This is a genomic window from Chryseomicrobium palamuruense (genome assembly GCF_042649045.1).
In the GTDB taxonomy this organism is placed as follows: domain Bacteria; phylum Bacillota; class Bacilli; order Bacillales_A; family Planococcaceae; genus Chryseomicrobium; species Chryseomicrobium palamuruense.
In genome coordinates, this window is record NZ_JBHSEF010000021.1 from 81636 (window position 1) to 99164 (window position 17529).

At 46.7% G+C, this 17529-nt stretch carries 16 protein-coding genes; 6 read left to right on the plus strand and 10 right to left on the minus strand.

Features of this window, described 5'->3' with window-relative positions; all coding sequences use genetic code 11:
* The first annotated feature begins 47 nt into the window (after nt 1-47).
* The 4 genes from aroD (at nt 48) to asnB (ending at nt 4883) form a co-directional block, all read left to right on the plus strand.
* A complete protein-coding gene (gene aroD, locus ACFO0S_RS07640) occupies nt 48-782 on the plus strand; it encodes a type I 3-dehydroquinate dehydratase (RefSeq protein ID WP_378141208.1) in 735 nt (244 codons plus the stop codon).
* 87 nt (nt 783-869) lie between these two features.
* Complete coding sequence (locus ACFO0S_RS07645; protein WP_378141209.1) at nt 870-1799, plus strand: ABC transporter ATP-binding protein; 930 nt, start codon at nt 870-872, stop codon at nt 1797-1799.
* A complete protein-coding gene (locus tag ACFO0S_RS07650; protein WP_378141210.1) occupies nt 1762-3000 on the plus strand; it encodes an ABC transporter permease in 1239 nt (412 codons plus the stop codon). The genes ACFO0S_RS07645 and ACFO0S_RS07650 overlap by 38 nt, the downstream gene beginning before the upstream one ends.
* Before the next feature lie 74 nt (nt 3001-3074).
* A complete protein-coding gene (gene asnB / locus ACFO0S_RS07655; RefSeq protein ID WP_378141212.1) occupies nt 3075-4883 on the plus strand; it encodes an asparagine synthase (glutamine-hydrolyzing) in 1809 nt (602 codons plus the stop codon).
* 61 nt (nt 4884-4944) lie between these two features.
* Here asnB and ACFO0S_RS07660 read toward each other — a convergent pair whose 3' ends face one another.
* Together ACFO0S_RS07660 and dapD are read right to left on the minus strand one after the other, a co-directional pair.
* On the minus strand, nt 4945-6066 hold the full coding sequence (locus ACFO0S_RS07660) for an N-acetyldiaminopimelate deacetylase (protein ID WP_378141213.1): 1122 nt from the start codon (nt 6064-6066) through the stop codon (nt 4945-4947).
* Nucleotides 6067-6780 (minus strand): 2,3,4,5-tetrahydropyridine-2,6-dicarboxylate N-acetyltransferase, encoded by a 714-nt coding sequence (gene dapD, locus ACFO0S_RS07665; protein WP_378141214.1) that lies wholly within the window; start codon nt 6778-6780, stop codon nt 6067-6069. It lies immediately after the preceding gene.
* A 155-nt stretch (nt 6781-6935) separates the two neighbouring features.
* Here dapD and ACFO0S_RS07670 point away from each other — a divergent pair, with 155 nt between their 5' ends.
* Complete coding sequence (locus ACFO0S_RS07670) at nt 6936-7352, plus strand: DUF4395 domain-containing protein (protein ID WP_378141215.1); 417 nt, start codon at nt 6936-6938, stop codon at nt 7350-7352.
* Between the two features lie 47 nt (nt 7353-7399).
* Here the strand turns inward: ACFO0S_RS07670 and ACFO0S_RS07675 are convergent, their stop codons facing one another.
* A complete protein-coding gene (locus tag ACFO0S_RS07675; RefSeq protein WP_378141216.1) occupies nt 7400-7855 on the minus strand; it encodes a hypothetical protein in 456 nt (151 codons plus the stop codon).
* A complete protein-coding gene (locus ACFO0S_RS07680; RefSeq protein ID WP_378141217.1) occupies nt 7852-8571 on the minus strand; it encodes a YebC/PmpR family DNA-binding transcriptional regulator in 720 nt (239 codons plus the stop codon). Before ACFO0S_RS07680 ends, ACFO0S_RS07675 begins: the two co-directional genes overlap by 4 nt.
* A gap of 141 nt (nt 8572-8712) precedes the next feature.
* Here ACFO0S_RS07680 and ACFO0S_RS07685 point away from each other — a divergent pair, with 141 nt between their 5' ends.
* Nucleotides 8713-9993, plus strand: a complete 1281-nt coding sequence (locus ACFO0S_RS07685; RefSeq protein ID WP_378141219.1) for a glucose-6-phosphate isomerase — start codon at nt 8713-8715, stop codon at nt 9991-9993.
* Between the two features lie 46 nt (nt 9994-10039).
* Here the strand turns inward: ACFO0S_RS07685 and ACFO0S_RS07690 are convergent, their stop codons facing one another.
* The 6 genes from ACFO0S_RS07690 to ACFO0S_RS07715 all read right to left on the minus strand — a co-directional run bounded on the left by ACFO0S_RS07690 (nt 10040) and on the right by ACFO0S_RS07715 (nt 17280).
* Nucleotides 10040-10657, minus strand: coding sequence for an NAD(P)-dependent oxidoreductase (locus ACFO0S_RS07690; protein WP_378141220.1), 618 nt, complete (start codon nt 10655-10657; stop codon nt 10040-10042).
* Nucleotides 10658-10877: 220 nt separating this feature from the next.
* Entirely contained in the window at nt 10878-12515 is a 1638-nt protein-coding gene (locus ACFO0S_RS07695) for a glycoside hydrolase family 13 protein (RefSeq protein WP_378141221.1), read from the minus strand.
* Nucleotides 12516-12527: 12 nt separating this feature from the next.
* A complete protein-coding gene (locus ACFO0S_RS07700; RefSeq protein ID WP_378141222.1) occupies nt 12528-13562 on the minus strand; it encodes a LacI family DNA-binding transcriptional regulator in 1035 nt (344 codons plus the stop codon).
* An 18-nt stretch (nt 13563-13580) separates the two neighbouring features.
* Entirely contained in the window at nt 13581-14696 is a 1116-nt protein-coding gene (locus tag ACFO0S_RS07705) for an ABC transporter ATP-binding protein (protein WP_378141223.1), read from the minus strand.
* Nucleotides 14693-15610, minus strand: a complete 918-nt coding sequence (locus ACFO0S_RS07710) for an ROK family protein (protein ID WP_378141224.1) — start codon at nt 15608-15610, stop codon at nt 14693-14695. Before ACFO0S_RS07710 ends, ACFO0S_RS07705 begins: the two co-directional genes overlap by 4 nt.
* Nucleotides 15607-17280, minus strand: a complete 1674-nt coding sequence (locus tag ACFO0S_RS07715; RefSeq protein WP_378141225.1) for a glycoside hydrolase family 13 protein — start codon at nt 17278-17280, stop codon at nt 15607-15609. The genes ACFO0S_RS07710 and ACFO0S_RS07715 overlap by 4 nt, the downstream gene beginning before the upstream one ends.
* Between the last annotated feature and the right edge of the window lie 249 nt (nt 17281-17529).

Sequence of the window (17529 nt, forward strand, 5' to 3'; positions counted from 1 at the left end):
ACTTGGGTGTGCTAGGATGAAAGAAAAATAGACGGCGGGTGAATCAAATGAGAAATGTGATGATTCGTGATGTCATCATTGGCCAAGGTGCACCAAAAATTATTGTTTCATTAATCAGTTCAACTCGACATAATCTGGTGGAAGAGATTGAGCATATGGCACCAAAACAACCGGACATTTGGGAATGGCGTCTCGATTTTCAAGAATCATTTGAAGGAAACGAACTAACGGAAACATTAGCGCTTATTCGTGAATTGACCTACCCAACTCCTCTGCTTGTTACATATCGTACCAATCAAGAAGGCGGACACGGGTGCATGAAAGGGGCTGCCTATTCTGAGCTCCTAACCATGACAGCCGCTTCCGGATTTTGTGATCTCGTCGATGTTGAATTGTTTTCAGAAGATAGTAAAGAGCTCGTCCACGCGATTCAGCAGCATAACTGCAAAGTAATCGTCTCAAATCATGATTTTGACCGGACACCTCCCAAAGAAGAATTGATCTGGCGACTACGTGAAATGCAACTCATTAACGGAGACATCGGGAAAATTGCGGTCATGCCGAAACGACCTCAAGACGTTCTTTCTTTACTAGATGCGGCCGAACATATGAAAGAACATTATGCAGACCGACCTTTTATCGTGATGTCGATGGGAAATCTTGGCGCTATCACGCGGCTTGGCGGTCATCATTTTGGGTCCGCTGCCACGTTTGCCGCAGGTGCCTCTCCTTCCGCACCAGGACAACTTCCAATCGAACTGATGAAACAATTACTCAAATAATAGATACTTTCCAGCGGAAACGCTGGTTTTTTTGTGAAACTTTTCGAACATCGAATCGTATCGTATATCATGGAAGGAGTGAACATGATGACACTCGTTATTCAACATGTTACGAAACGCTATCAAAAATTTACTGCCGTTGATCAGCTAAGCTTTACCATTCCTAAAGGCGAGGCATTTGGTTTGATTGGACAAAATGGTGCAGGAAAAACCACAACATTTCGTATGATTCTTGATTTGCAAGAAACGACGGAAGGGTCCATTAGTTGGGACGGTAAACCAATGAATTCAGTAAATCGCGACTTACTTGGGTATTTACCGGAAGAGCGCGGGATTTTCCCGACAATGCCTGTGGAAGAGCAACTTTATTTCTTCGGAGAACTGCGCGGGAAGAAACGCAAAGAGTTAAAGGAAACGGTCGAGTACTGGCTTCATCGCTTCGATTTAGTAGAGAAACGTAAAGATAAGGCAGAGACATTATCAAAAGGGAATCAGCAGAAAGTCCAATTGATTGCGAGTTTTATCCACAAACCCGAATTTTTAATATTGGATGAACCATTCAGTGGGCTTGATCCTGTCAATAAAGATTTACTTAAAGACGCCATCATTCATTTAAAAGAACAAGGCACCACCATCCTCTTCTCGAGCCATCAGATGGATCATGTGGAAGAATTGTGTGATCACCTTTGTCTACTGAAGCGCGGAAAAGCATTATTTTCCGGAAGTTTGCTCGACTTGAAGAAGTCGTACGGGAAAATTAAGTTGGCTGTGCGTTCTCCACACAGTGCGGAAGAACTATCAAGCTTGTCTGGCGTCGCTTCTGCGATTCAGAAAAAAGACCATGTGTTACTGACGTTGAAAGATGAGAGTTACGCCCAATCTATTTTCGATTACGTTTCTGCAGGTCAGTACATCGAACGTTTCAGTTTAGACTATTTGACGCTCGACGAAATCTTTAAAGATAAGGTAGGTGAATCCCATGCCGAAGTTTTGGCTTCTCGTGAAACAACTGTATAAGCAAAAAGTAAAAGCGAAATCATTTATCTTTACAATTGCGCTTTATGCAGTCATTTTGGCTGGGGTTTTATTCTGGAATGATATTTCAGAATTCCTATTCTCCGATGAACCAATGCAAACCGCGGTGATTGACGAAACGAATGCCGATGCTGCCGCCTTGATTCAGTCGACTGATGACCTCGACGTGTCTGTCACCGAATTGAGTGAAGAGGAAGCGAAGCAGCAAGTGATGGAAGAAGAAATCGACATTCTTGTTACACTTGCAGATGACAACGGGAATCTCGCAGCTACGATCTATACATATGAGCCGCTGTCATTCACGAATCAAACCATGCTCTCTTCTCAGCTCGATTATGCTGGTAAACTGTATGCCGTTCAGCAAATGAACTTGACTTCGGAACAAGCCGAGCAAGTGCTTGGCGCGCAAGCCATGATTGCCTATGAGCTCGTGAATGAAGATGCCGCTGATGGAAAGTCAGAGTCGCAGAAAGCTGCTGGAATTGGTGTTTCTTATTTCATCGGGTTCTTAATTTACTTCTTTGTCATGACGTTCTTATCGATGATTACAACCGATGTAGCTTCTGAAAAAGGTTCCCGTGTACTGGAAGTACTCCTCGCGACGATTAAGCCAACAACTCACTTTTTAGCAAAAGTGATGGGGACCTTGCTCGTTGCTCTAACACAGCTTGCGGCTGTCGCAGCTGTCGCGGTTGTTCTCTTATTTGTAGCAGACGACGGCTCTCGCCTGGACTTCGTCCGGGATGTACTAAGTAGCCTTTCCGGTGCTTATGTCGCCTATACGACTACGTTCTTGATGCTGACACTCTTATTCTATTTGATTTTCGGTGCCCTCCTCGGATCACTCGTTTCGAAAGTAGAAGAAGCAAGTCAAGCACTGGTACCTGCAATGATGATGGCCTTGAGTGGATTCTATGTCCTCATTACGGGCTCTTTCAATCCGGATACGATGCTTATTAAAGTCTTCTCATACTTGCCGTTCTCATCCGGCATGGTCATGCCACTACGCATCGGCGCAACAGATATGCCTCTCTGGGAAGCAGGCGTTTCACTTCTGATCCTTGCTGTAACCGTTGCGGTATTGTTCTATTTCACGATGTACTTCTACAAACGCAGCGTATTGACCTACACAACAGGTGGCATTCTTCAAAAATTCCGTGCAGTTTTCAAACACACGACATAACACGTAAGAACAGACCTCCCCGTCTGTTCTTTTTTTATGCGCACTCCATACACTAAAAATGGAGGAGGAATACCATGTGTGGCTTTGCAGGAATCGTTGACTTCCGCTCTACTGAAAGTCGGCTAGCGACCCTCAAGGAAATGACAGAAACCATTCATTCCCGAGGTCCAGATGCGAGCGATTATTTTGAAGATGCGCATTGTTCGTTCGGTCATAAACGACTGATCGTAGTCGATGCAGAAGGTGGAAAACAACCATTTCAATTAGCGCCGTATCGGATGGTGTACAATGGGGAGCTCTATAACACGGAGGACGTTCGTCAAGAGCTTTTAAAGGCTGGTCACCAATTTAACAGTTATAGTGACACGGAAGTGTTGATTCATGCCTATGCGGAATGGGGTGCTGCCTGTGTCGATCATTTAAACGGCATCTTTGCTTTTGCGGTATGGAATGAGTCGACGAGTGAATTGTTTCTCGCGAGAGACCGTCTTGGGGTCAAACCTCTCTTCTATTCCCTATCCCAACACCGACTACTCTTCGCCTCTGAACCAAAAGCTCTCCTCACCCATCCAGATGTTTCGCCCGTTGTAACGAACGAAGGCCTGGCCTCTCTCTTCGCACTCGGTCCTGGTCGCTTTCCCGGACATGATTTATTCCGTGACATACAGGAGCTGCGTCCTGGATTCCGTGCCTTCTTCCATCCGCAGAAAGGTTTTATGCAGCAACGCTACTGGCAACTTCCCACCAATGATCATATTGATTCGGCAGAGGATACCGTCCAACGAGTCCGCTATTTAGCGGAACAAGCGATTCGCCGACAGCTCGTGAGTGATGTGCCGATTGGAACATTTCTCTCAGGGGGCATCGATTCTAGCATTATCACGGCCATTGCTGCGAAAGAGAATATACAACTCTCCACGTTTTCTGTTGACTATGTCGATAACGAACACTACTTTCAATCGTCTTCCTTCCAACCAGACAGTGACCATGCGTATATTGAAGCAATGATTGAAGCGTATGGACTTCATCACACGAACATCTCACTCACATCCGACCAGCTCTTCGACGGTCTTCAAGAAGCGATGGTCGCACGGGATGCCCCGGGAATGGGCGACATCGACAGTTCCCTTCTTGCCTTTTGTCGACTGGTCAAACCCCATGCGACTGTCGTCTTGTCGGGTGAATGTGCGGATGAATTATTTGCAGGATATCCATGGCTTCAAGAGGAGCAGAGCGTTCCGGATTTCTTTTGGATTCGCAATCAACAGCAACGTTTCCAGTTTTTGCACCCGGATTTGCAGCAAAAGCTCCCACTAGAGGACGTGCTGAGCGAAGTACGTAGCAGCTTACTCTACGAAGTATTGAAGCGCGGTGAACCTGAACATCTTGCGAACCATAAAGGTGCGAGCTATTTAACCATGCAGCACTTCATGCAAAACTTGCTTGAACGGAAAGACCGGATGAGTATGCGCAGTGGACTCGAGGTACGGGTACCTTTTGCGGATCATGAGCTGTGGGAGTATGTATGGAACATTCCGCTATCAATAAAACGGATGGGTGGTCAGGAGAAGGGGTTGCTCCGCGCGGCTTTTCATGATGTACTTCCTGATAAAGTGCTGAAACGGAAGAAGAATCCGTACCCGAAGACCTTCCATCCAGTTTATACATCGCTCGTCAGGGAGAGATTATCAGAAGTAGTGGCTCGCCAAGGGGCGATTACCTCGTTGTTTCAGCCAGCGTTTTTCAACGAGCTCCTGGACACATCGACGAAAGCAACCGTTCCATGGTTTGGCCAGTTGATGCAAACACCGCAGTTGATGGCGTACCTTATTCAGTTGGAGGACTGGATCCAAATGTATGGCGTTGAGTTTCAGATTCGGTAAGTGAAACTTCATTTTATTCACAAAAAAGCCTTTCCCCCATGTGAGGAGGAAAGGCTTTACATTATTGGCTGCGGAAAAATCGTTCTAGAAAGGCAGCTATAGGTTCGAGCATCGCTTCATTTGGCAACATCTTCGCGTTGTGCAATCCGTAGTCACTCGCTGCTCCAGCCCAGAATAAGACACCTGGCACTTCCTGCAAGAAGTAGCCGAAGTCTTCTCCAGTCATTGCTTCTTTGGCAACCACAAAGTCCAGCTCCCCGTCCACTTCCGTAAATGCCTGAAACGCTTCCGCGAGTTCTGGTGTATTAAAGACTTGATGATACGACGAGCCGTAATCAATAGTCGCCTCGCATTCGAAGGCTTGTTCCACGCCAGCGACGATTGCTTCAATCCGCTTTTTAATTCGCGTCATAACTTCAGCGTTCATCGTCCGAATGGTCCCTTCAAGCCGTGCGTGACCGGAAATGATGTTCTGCACAGTTCCGGACGTCATCTTGCCAATGGTGACGACACTTGGTTCAAGCGGATCAATCGAGCGACTCACAATCGACTGCAGCTGAATCAACAGATGCGCCACCGCAACAGACATATCCGTTGTCTGGTGAGGAAAAGCGGCGTGTCCCTCTACACCATGCAGGTCGATGTAAAGCTCGGACGTATTCGCAAACAAAATGCCAGGCTTTGTTGAAATCGTTCCTACTGGAAGCTCAGGTGCTACATGCAGCGCGTAAAACGCATCCGGAAGTAAATCCGGACGATTCGCTTTCACCCACTCGCGCATCGGAAGGGCCCCACCTGGAGACTCTTCCGCTGGCTGAAAGTAGATGACCACGTGTTGTTTCGCTGGTTGTGCACTCAGCGCACCCAGTAAGCCGAGTGCAATCGTTATATGTACGTCGTGACCGCAGGCATGCATGAACCCCGGACGCTCCGATACAAACGGTACGCCGGTCTGTTCAGTGATTGGTAACCCATCGATATCCGTGCGCCAACCAATGGTCTGGGTCGGTTCCGTACCAGTTACTTTCACGATCAGTCCCGTCCGCCAATGAACGATTTCTAAATGCTCTTGCGGAAACGACGCAATGACGTCTTCAATCAATTGTTTCGTCTGAAATTCATGAAAACCAGGTTCCGGAATTTTGTGAAACGCTTGTCGTAACTCTTTAAGTTCCAGTTTCATTTATAGTTGGCGTAGCTCTTGCATGATTTCGGTTTTCGAGCGGGTCTTGTCATCGATGTCTTTGATGACTTTTGCTGGTGTACCAGCAACGACTGTGTATGGAGGAACATCTTTCGTTACCACAGCTCCTGCTGCAACTACTGAACCTTTACCAACTTTCACGCCTTCCAGAACAACGGCATTTGCACCGATCAAAACATCATCTTCCACAATAACAGGATCCGCAGATGGCGGCTCGATGACACCCGCAAGAACTACTCCTGCGCCGATGTGACAGTTCTTACCAACCGTTGCACGGCCGCCAAGTACAGCGCCCATGTCAATCATCGTACCGTCATCAATCGCTGCACCGATGTTGATGATAGCACCCATCATGATGATACAATTGCTGCCGATATGGACTTGGTCACGAATAATAGCGCCTGGCTCAATGCGTGAGTTGATTTCTTTTAAGTCAAGAAGTGGAATCGCGGAATTTCGACTTTCGTTTTCAATGACGAGATCCGTCAACGAATCCTTGGCTGCCTCAAGGGCTGGTTGAATCTCCGACCATTCGCCAAATAGAATGCGTGAATTGCCTTCTCCAAATACCTTTGTATGTTCACCAAATGAAAGGGTATCTAAATTGTCTCCGTTCACATAAACTTTCACTTGCGTGGATTTCTTTGCGTGCTGTATGTACGAAATAATTTCGTATGCATCTAATTGCTTCATTACACTACCTCCCTAAAGTACTAATGCTAATTGTACAAGAATATGTATGGTTTTTCACTTATTTTTATTCAGATAAGCAGAGTTATTTACTTTTCGTACATTTCTTTGTATGATTGAAATTAAAATTAATCATATATGAATGGTAGGTTTTATACATGAAAACAATTCCGAAACCACTTGTGACTCTCAATCAATGGATTATTGTAGTCGCTGTAATCTTGGCGCTTGTCACTCAGTCCTTTTGGCCATTACTTGTCCCGTTTATCGCAAACGGTATGAGTCTCGTATTTGGATTCCATCCAATTTTAGCTCCCGCTAAGAAGTTATTGAAAAAGCCCATGTCTTCCTATGTGCAAGAAGATGTGGCCCAACTCCGTTTTAACCAAATGATGGCGGTCGGATTTTTAGCAGTCGCCATTGCAGGCGCGTTATTCGGAAGCAGCCTCCTCTTTTTTGCAGCAAGCATCATGGTGGGTGTAGCTGCAGCAGTCGCTTTAGCCGGCTTCTGTGTCGGCTGTTTCATTCGATTCCAGTACCAACAATGGAAATACCGCCGAAGCATCTCTTCATAATGTGAATAGCCCGCATCCTTGTTGTTAAAAGGATGCGGGCTATTTTGTTAGTCTCGCTCTTCTTTCTTCATGCGCCTCGGAGAGATTCGACGGAATATGAAAAATCCGATGAGTCCCAAGATGATAAATGAAAAGATGGAACCAATATTTTGTGTACTTAATGAGCTTTCTCTCACAGCCTCTGCTGTAAATTCAACGGTACGGGTACCCACAATATAAACGCCTGGGGATTCCTCAACTGCAATTTTTTCAGTAGGATCGATTCCCGGAATTTCGAAGTAGGAGGTTCCCACTTCATAGGCATTTGAAAAGTTGCCCTTATAGAATTCTGCACGGTCCGCATATTCCGTCACTTCACCAAGCTTTTCTCCGACTTCTTCGACACTTTCACTCGAAAGCTCATAGACATGCTCGTCGTACACGACAAAAAAACCTGAATAGTTCGCCAGTGCGTATATCGGGAGCATCAGAAATGCGAGGGTTAGGAGAAACGTGCGTCTCATTCGCCGAGATCCACGTTGTGGTAAACTTGGCGAACATCTTCTAGATCTTCAATTGCATCAATCATTTTCTCAAATTGCGCTTGTTCTTCTGGACTTAAGTGGATATCGTTCTGAGCGAGCATCGTAAGTTCGGCTACAGAAAATTCCGTCACGCCGGTTTCACGGAAAGCTTCTTGTACAGAATGGAACTGATCAGGTTCTGCATAGACAATCACTGCGTCATCTTCTGCAAGAATATCGCGTGCATCCACGTCTGCTTCCATCAGAAGTTCAAGTACGTCGTCTTCTGATTTCCCTTCGACCCCAATCACGGCTGTTGCATCAAACATGTAGGATACCGAACCGCTGACACCCATGTTCCCGCCATTTTTTCCGAATGCTGCACGTACATCTGATGCTGTACGGTTCACATTGTTTGTCAGAGCATCCACAATGACCATGGACCCCCCTGGTCCGAAACCTTCATAGCGAAGTTCGTCGAAGCTCTCTTCCGCTCCACCTTTTGCTTTTTCAATCGCTTTATCAATGATATGTTTTGGTACACTATATGTTTTCGCGCGCTCAAGCACGACTTTAAGGGCTTGGTTAGAAACTGGATCTGGCTCTCCTTGGCGAGCAGCTACATAAATTTCACGACCGAATTTTGCGTAGATACGGCTCGTATTGGCATCTTTGGATGCTTTCTTTTCTTTAATGTTATTCCATTTACGTCCCATAGTTGGTCACTCTCTTTCTTTTGTGTCGTTCCCCATTATACACGAAACAACGACTCCCTTCTAGTTCAAGGAAAACGCAGTCTGACAAGCTTTCTATGGTATACTTAAGAGACAATTAAGCTATTTTAAAGGAGTTTTCTCATGACAGTGAACGTAAACTTTTCAGGAAATTATCAAGAACTTGTTTCCCCAGAACTAACGGAGCGTCTTCAGACAATCGCAAACAAGATGAACGATGGCACAGCAGCCGGTTCCGACTTTTTAGGTTGGAAAAACTGGCCGTCTACAATCGATGCCGAGCTTGTGTCACGCATTCAAGAAACAGCGAAGAAAATCCAACAGCAAGCAGACGTGCTTGTCGTCATCGGTATCGGCGGATCCTATCTTGGGTCGAAAGCTGTACTCGAGGCGTTACGTGAGCCATTCAAATCCGCAACAGGGGTTGAAATTATTTTTGCAGGACACTTAGTGAGTGGCGCGTATCTTAAAAACTTGATGACCTACCTTGATGGCAAAGAAGTCGCTGTCAATGTCATCTCGAAATCCGGAAAAACGACGGAGCCCGCAATCGCCTTCCGGTTCTTGCAAGACTATATGGAAAAACGTTACGGCCAAAAAGCGGCTGAGCGTATTTATGTAACAACCGATGCGGAAAAAGGGGCACTTCTAGACGTGGCAAAAGAAAAAGACTACGCACGATTTGTGGTGCCGGATGATATCGGCGGTCGTTACTCCGTCTTTACATCCGTCGGGTTACTACCGATTGCTGCAGCCGGGTATTCGATTGAATCCCTACTATCTGGAGCAAAACGTGCAGAACAAGAACTTGTGGAAGTCCATACGGATACAAACCCAGCCATCCAGTACGCGATTTTACGTGACCACTTGTACCGTGCAGGTTACCCGGTAGAAATTATGGCAGTCTTCGAAGAACGTTTGACCTTTGTGCAAGAATGGTGGAAACAACTGTTTGGGGAAAGTGAAGGAAAAGAAGGCAAAGGGATCTTCCCTGCTTCTGTTCTCTACTCAACGGACCTTCATTCTCTAGGTCAATACGTGCAAGACGGCAAGCGTATGTTGTTTGAGACGTTCGTGAACGTGGAATCAGTTGGGGACGACCTCGTGATGCAACAAGCTGCAAATGACAGTGATGAACTCAACTACTTAGCAGGTAAGTCATTACATGAAGTGAACGGCGCTGTCCAACAAGCCACTGCGGAAGCACACTTGTCTGGTGGCGTACCGTTGATCACGCTCAGCATTCCTGCTCTTGATGAAGACACAATTGGCTATTTGCTCTATTTCTACATGCTGAGCTGTGCGTATAGCGCATACTTGCTCGACATCAATCCATTCGACCAACCCGGAGTGGAAGAATACAAAGTCAACATGTTCCGTATACTCAATAAACCTGGGTATTAATAAAACGAAAGCTCGCGACCTTCTGTAATGGAAGGTGCGAGCTTTTTTAATAGGCAATTCCGATGCGACTTGGAGTTATGTCTTTTTGGTGGAGTTGCTTGTAGGCAAAGTACGCAGTGTCGCCTGTAGAAATCTGATTGCCATCTTCCGGATGGTAGTCCACTTCTGTACGGTACGTGCCCGTCATCAGACCATCCGGGAGATAAGTTGGACAGACGATGGTCCACTGATGATCTGTTCTCGCAAATCGTTCATAGACATGCGCATGTTGCTCTGCCGCAAAGGTCAGTTTCCGGTTCGACTCATTGGTCTGGAACCGGTACTTTCCTTCTTCGTGGCGGCTATTTAAAATCCCCGCCGTCCCGATGGTGACAATCCGCGAGATTCCGTGTTTAGTGAGAAGCGGTATGATGGCTTCGCTAAACTCTGTGAGTGTTGTAGTTTTGTCCGTGCCAAGGCCGCTGAATACTGCGTCCGCGCCGTCTAAGACCTTTTCGATGTCTTCCGCTTTCTTCGCGTCGCCAACGGTCACTTGGATGTTCGGGTGCTGCATCCAATCCGCTTCGGCCCGAACGAGAAGATTCACCTGATGCCCGTCCTCGATGGCCTGCTCACACACTTGCTTCCCTACGCGACCCGTGCCGCCAAATATGGCTAGTTTCATAGTGCTGCCTCCCTTATGCTTACTCATTTCAGTATAGCGTAAGTAGGGGGTGTCGTTTGATTTGAATGGTACGATTTTTGACTGGGGCGGGATGATTCGCATCCACCACCCCCGCCCTTCCTAGAAAGTCTTTCCCCACTTAAAAGACCTTAGCGTCCTAAAACCTTTCTAATAAAACCCATACAAAAACCGCCCTCTCGAAAGAAAGGACGGCTGAAACTTAGCGAGTTTTGTAGACGCGGGCTTCGAATGGTGCGAGCTCGAGTCCTTCTGAATCGGAATTGCTGAGAACGATTTCAGCGTCCTGTATCAAGTCCAGTAGGGCTTCGGTGGAAGCGGACTTATCCGTCAGGTTAGTAACAATAACGAACTGTGAATCCTCCAACGTACGAGAGTACGCATACACTTGAGAGTCGTCCGCTAAAAGTAGTTCGTAGCTTCCGTACACAAGCGTCTCGTGCTCTTTGCGAAGGCGAATCATCGCTTTATAGTAATTTAAAATCGACGCTTCATCTGCAAGTTGTAGATCCACATTGATTTCTGTGTAGTTTGGATTTAACCCAATCCACGGTGCACCTGTCGAGAAGCCAGCGTTAGCTTCTTCGGACCATTGCATAGGTGTACGAGAATTGTCGCGGCTTGTCTGCCACAAATCTTGCATAATCGCTTCGTGTGTCTCTCCGTTTGCAATTCGCTCCCTGTACATGTTCTTTGCAGACACGTCATTATAGTCCTCAATCGTATCAAATTGCACATTCGTCATACCGATTTCTTGACCTTGATAGATGAAAGGTGTTCCTTGCATGAAGAAGTACATCGTTGCAAGCGACTTCGCACTTTGTGCCCAGTACTTATCATCGTTGCCCCAAGTCGATACGATACGAGCCTTGTCGTGGTTTTCAAGGAACAAGGCATTCCAGCCGTCTGCTGCTAATGCATCTTGCCAACGTGACAATACCTTTTTCAATTCCAGAATATTTAAGCCGTTGTCATCCCATAATCCGAGATGTTCGAACTGGAAGATCATATCGAACTTGCCGTCTTGCTCGTTCACCCATTCTGAGATTTGGTCACTGCTGACACCATTTGCTTCACCGACCGTCATGATGTCGTAGTTCGCAAACGTCTTGTCTCTTAGTTCCTCAAGGAATGACATGATACCGTCGACATTCATGTATTTCGACCACGCATGGATGTACTCTTTGCCTTCTTCTGCTGGCATATCGGAGAACGTCAAATCCTTCTTGATATGGCTGATCGCGTCTACACGGAAACCATCGATGCCCTTGTCGAGCCACCAGTTGACCATGTCATAAAGCGCATTCCGGACATCTTTATTTTCCCAGTTCAAATCCGGTTGCTTGCGAGAGAACAAATGTAAGTAGTATTGATCCGTTGTTTCATCATACTCCCACGCGGAACCGCCAAAGATACTTCCCCAGTTATTTGGTTCTTTGCCGTCTTTGCCATCTCGCCAGATGTACCAGTCGCGTTTGTCGCTATCTTTTGACTGACGAGACTCGATAAACCACTGGTGCTCATCTGATGAATGATTGATGACCAGATCAATGATCAATTTCATGCCACGCTTGTGCACTTCCGCGAGCAATAAATCAAAGTCTTCCATCGTCCCGAACTCATCCATAATGTCCTGATAATCACTGATATCATAGCCATTGTCATCATTTGGAGACTTGTACATCGGACAGATCCAAATAATATCGATTCCCAGGTCTTGAATATAATCTAAGCGTGAAATCAGACCTTGCAGGTCACCGATTCCATCGCCATTTGAATCTTGAAAGCTGCGCGGATACACTTGGTACGCGACCGCTTCTTTCCACCATGTTTTTTTCATAGGTTCCCCCACTTACTTCTCCCTTGGATTAAGAGATCGGCACGAGTTGCGGACAATCAACGTCGTGTCCACAAACTGATGAACGGCTTCTCTCTCAGGTTGTTTAATTCGATCTAGCAAGAGCTCAGTTGCTTTGATACCGAGTTCAAAAATGTGAATATCCACACTCGTGAGCGGCGGTTTGACGTGCTCGGATAGAGCATGGTTGTTGAAGCTGATAATGGAGACATCTTCAGGTACCCGAATCTCAAGCTCTTCTAAAAAGCGGATGATTTCGTACGCAACAGAATCATCATGAGCAACGAGTGCCGTCGGAGGGTTTTCCTGCGTCATCAAGTGACGAATCGCTTCTTTTCCTTCTTGTTCATATGCAAAATCATGAATAAAATACTGGTTTTGATACGTCAATTCGTGGTTTGCGAGGGCCGACTGATAACCTTCTAAACGGTCGCTGGAGACCACGAACTTCAAATCTCCACCGATAAAGGAGATGTTCTTGTGACCTAATTCCACAAGATAATTAACGACATCTTGGGCTATCTTCCGGTTGTCATTATCCACAAAATCAATCTGATTTTCATATTCATAAGGTCGACCCACAATCGTAAATGGGAAGTTCATTTCTCGGAGATAATTAAGCGTCTTATCATCTACACGAGAATACAGTAGAATGATGCCGTCTACTTTTTGTCCTTGAACCATAGCAACGACTTCTTGAAAGATTTCCTCTTCCGTCCCGCCGGTTGACAAATAAATTCCCAACTGACCAGCATGGGCCTTTGTGCAGATTCCCCGGATAACTTCGGGGAAGAAAGGGTTTTGAAAAGCGAGCGTTGCCGAATTGGCCATGACCACGCCAATGGTCTGCGTCGAACGTGCCGCCAAGTTGCGTGCTTGGAAGTTCGGATAATACTGGAGACGTTCCATCACTTCTCGTACTTTTTTTTTGGTCTTTACGCTGATTCTTGGGTGGTCCGTAATGACGCGAGACACTGTAGACGGAGAGACATTCGCTTCCCGCGCTACATCAATAATTGTGACAGCCACAGCAATCGCCCCCTTTCGTTAGATTGTTGGAATGGGCACAGCTGCGCCAATGCGAAGCTCTGTATCTTTATCAAAGAAATGCGCACGTTCCATATGGAAAATCAGTTCAATGTCTTGTCCACGCTCGATGGCATTCTGCGCATCTACACGTCCAATAAAGTCTTGTCCTTCGATATTTGCGTACAGAATTTGTTCTGCACCCGTCAGTTCCGCCACTTCAATATGGGCAGGCACACGGTGAGCATGCGTCACATCGTACGCACCATTTTCATCTGTTACGTGTTCCGGGCGAATTCCTAGAACGACTTCTTTTCCTTCATAGGGTTTCAAACGGTTCTGTTGATCTTCAGTTAATTGAATCGTGACGTTGCCAATCTTGAAGTCGCCATTGGTCACCGTACCGTTCAAGAAATTCATGGAAGGGGACCCGATAAATCCGCCGACAAACATATTGTCCGGTACATCGTAGACTTCTTTTGGGGTACCGACTTGTTGGATGACTCCATCTTTCATAATGACAATGCGTGTTGCCATCGTCATCGCTTCTGTTTGGTCGTGCGTCACATAAATCGTTGTGGTTTTTAAGCGGTTATGCAATTTGATGATTTCTGAACGCATTTGAACTCGCAGTTTGGAATCCAAGTTAGACAGCGGCTCATCCATCAAGAAAATCGATGCGTCACGAACAATCGCCCGGCCTAATGCCACTCGTTGGCGCTGTCCACCAGAAAGAGCCTTTGGTTTACGATCCAAGTACTGTTCCAGGCCTAAGATCTTTGCTGCTTCTTCCACGCGACGTTTGATTTCGTCTTTGGCTACTTTACGGATTTTCAGACCAAACGCCATGTTATCAAACACACTCATGTGCGGATAGAGGGCATAGTTCTGGAACACCATCGCAATGTCACGGTCTTTTGAAGCAATATCGTTCATGCGCTTGCCGTCAATCAAGAAGTCGCCTTCTGAAATGTCTTCCAGCCCTGCAATCATACGAAGTGTTGTCGATTTTCCACATCCGGAAGGTCCAACAAATACGATAAACTCACGGTCTTCGATCTCCAAATTAAAATCCGTGACAGCTTGCACTTTATTGTCATAGCGTTTGGTTACATTCTTTAAAGTAATGGTTGTCATACGTTACGTCCTTTCTCGCTGTCAGCCGCTACGTTACGCACGAGCATCGCTGCACCTAACATACCTGCTTCATTTCCGAATTGTGCTCTTGTTATCGTCAATGGCTTAAGAAGTAAAGGCTCTGTAGTTTTAATGAACTCGTCCCACCACGCGTCGCTTGAGTCGATGACGCCTCCGCCAACCACAACAACATCCATATCTAAAATAGCTTGAAGTGTGGAGATGGTGATTCCTAAGTCTTCCACAAAGCGGTGCCGGACAGCTTGTGCTTTCACATCGCCTTGAGCAGCCAATGGGAATAAGTCTCGAGGAGACACTACTTCCCCTTCCGCACTGCGGACATCGTGTTCTTTAATTAAGCGGTGCAATGCACTTCCGGATACGTATTGTTCACTGCATCCTTGTCGTCCACATCCGCATGGAAGTCCTTTTGGGTAAAGGATTAAGTGACCAATTTCTCCGCCACCTCCGTGCTTGCCATCAATAATCTCTCCGTCGAACACGAGACCTCCGCCAAGACCAGTCCCCACCGTAACAGCTACTACATTTTTGTAGCCCTGTCCCGCGCCAAGAACGGCTTCTGCAAGGGCTGCCACATTGGCATCATTATTGACTTCGACCGGGAGGCCCGTCGCGGCTTCAAGCCACTGTTTTACAGGTGTTCCTTCCCAGCCTTCCAGTTGCATTTCAAACACGATTTTTCCGGTGCCTGGTTCGACCATGCCCCGTGTCCCAATGCCGATTGCTACGATTGTTGGGTGCTTTTCCAGCGCATCCTTCACATGGCGTTCGAGGTAAGGGTAGAGCGGAATTTCTGTGGAAATCGTCCAGTCGGCATGCACATGTCCGTCTGTTGACACGACACCCATCCGAATCTTTGTTCCACCAATATCAATGCCTAATACATGTGTCATTGTAGGTCTCCTTCTGTAAATGACAAAATGAAGGCATCATATGGTGCCAGTTGAAACCCTTCGGTTGTCTCATTTACATGTGTATTTCCAATCAGTTGCGTATACGAATCATGCGGCATGTGCAACTCGTCCCTCGTAACCGTTCGTGTCGTTTTCGAGAAGTTGGCAACAATTAGCCATGTCTCCCCTTGGTAAAATCGTTTATAGGTAAACAGTTCTGAATCGTCAGCGAGCATTAATTCGAATGAGCCTTCTGTCAAAATGGCATGCTCTTTTCGCATCTGAATCAGTTTTTGATACGTATAGAAAATCGAATCCGGATTGGCAAGGCTCTCTTCCACATTAATTTTGGTGTGATTCGGATTCATCGCAAGCCACGGTGTGCCTGTAGTGAACCCGCCTTCTTTCGTCCACTGCATCGGTGTCCGGGCATTGTCACGGCCTTTTGTATAGATGCGCTGAAGAATAGACTCCGGAGACTCGCCCGAAGCGAGTCGTTCGTTATACATATTTTTCGTTTCAATATCTTGATACTGGTCGATCGAAGGAAGCTGGATATTGGTCATCCCCAGCTCCTCTCCTTGATAGATATAAGGCGTCCCTTTTAACCCGTGCAGCACAATCGCCAGCATCTTTGCGGAATGCTCACGGTATTCCTGATCATTCCCGAACCGTGACACCACGCGCGGCTGATCATGATTGTTCCAGTACAGCGAGTTCCATCCCTTGTCCAATAAGGCATGCTGCCACTTCGCTAAATTCTTTTTCAAGTCCGGAAGGGCGAGCGGCTTCACGTCCCACTTGCCCCCAGGACCCGAATCAAGATCCATGTGTTCAAAAGTAAATACCATATTTAACTCATCTCGCTCAGGGTCTGTATAAAGAAGAGCATCCTCTGTGGACGCCCCAGGCATCTCTCCGACAGTCAAAATGTCATAGTGACGCAGGACGTTGCGATTCATCTCCTGAAGGTAGGCATGGATTTCCGGTCCGTTCATAAAGTACGGGCTGCCGTCTCCATACGCCTCACCGTCGTCTTGCTTTCCGTCCGGAAGCTCCGGATGCTTTGAAATAAAGTTAATGACATCCATCCGGAAACCGCCGATGCCTTTCTCCAGCCAAAATGTCATCATGTCATAGATATCGTTTCGGAGTGGCTCATGCCGCCAGTTGAGGTCCGGTTGCTTCCTTGAGAACAAGTGCAGGTAGTGCCAATCGTCTTCCGCTCGCTCCCAGGCAGAACCAGAGAATACAGACCCCCAGTTGTTCGGGGGATTTCCTTGTTTCCATATGTAATAGTCTCGGTAAGGAGAGGTTGGGTCTTTTGATTGTGTGAACCAGGCATGCTCATCTGATGTATGGTTGACGACGAGGTCCATTACGATGCGAATGCCACGCTTTCGCGCTTCGTCTATCAGTTGTTCGAGGTCTTCCATTGTCCCAAACTCTTCATGAATGGCTTGGTAGTCTCGAATGTCATAGCCATTGTCGTCGTTTGGTGAATCGTACACTGGACTCAACCAGATAACGTCAATGCCCAGGTGTTTCAGGTAGTCGAGTTTCGAGAGAATCCCAGGAATGTCTCCGATGCCGTCACCGTTTGAATCCATGAAACTGCGCGGATAGATCTGATAGACGACGCTAGTTTTCCACCATGCGGTTTGTGTCACGTGGCATGCCTCCCCAGTTTTGCTTTCTCTCATTTTAATGCTTCAGCCGGCATTATGCAAGCGCTTGCACAAAATCTTTTACATCCTAATGTAAGCTTTGTTGGTAGCCCATACCCGTAGAAAGATGAGTAACTTTTGCAAGGCGTGGATTAGTAAAGAGCCCGCTGGTACGACTACAATTAAAAAAGAAGAAATAACAACAGAGGTGCGCCATGCAAGAAATGCGTGGCTCACCTCTGTTTTTTTCTC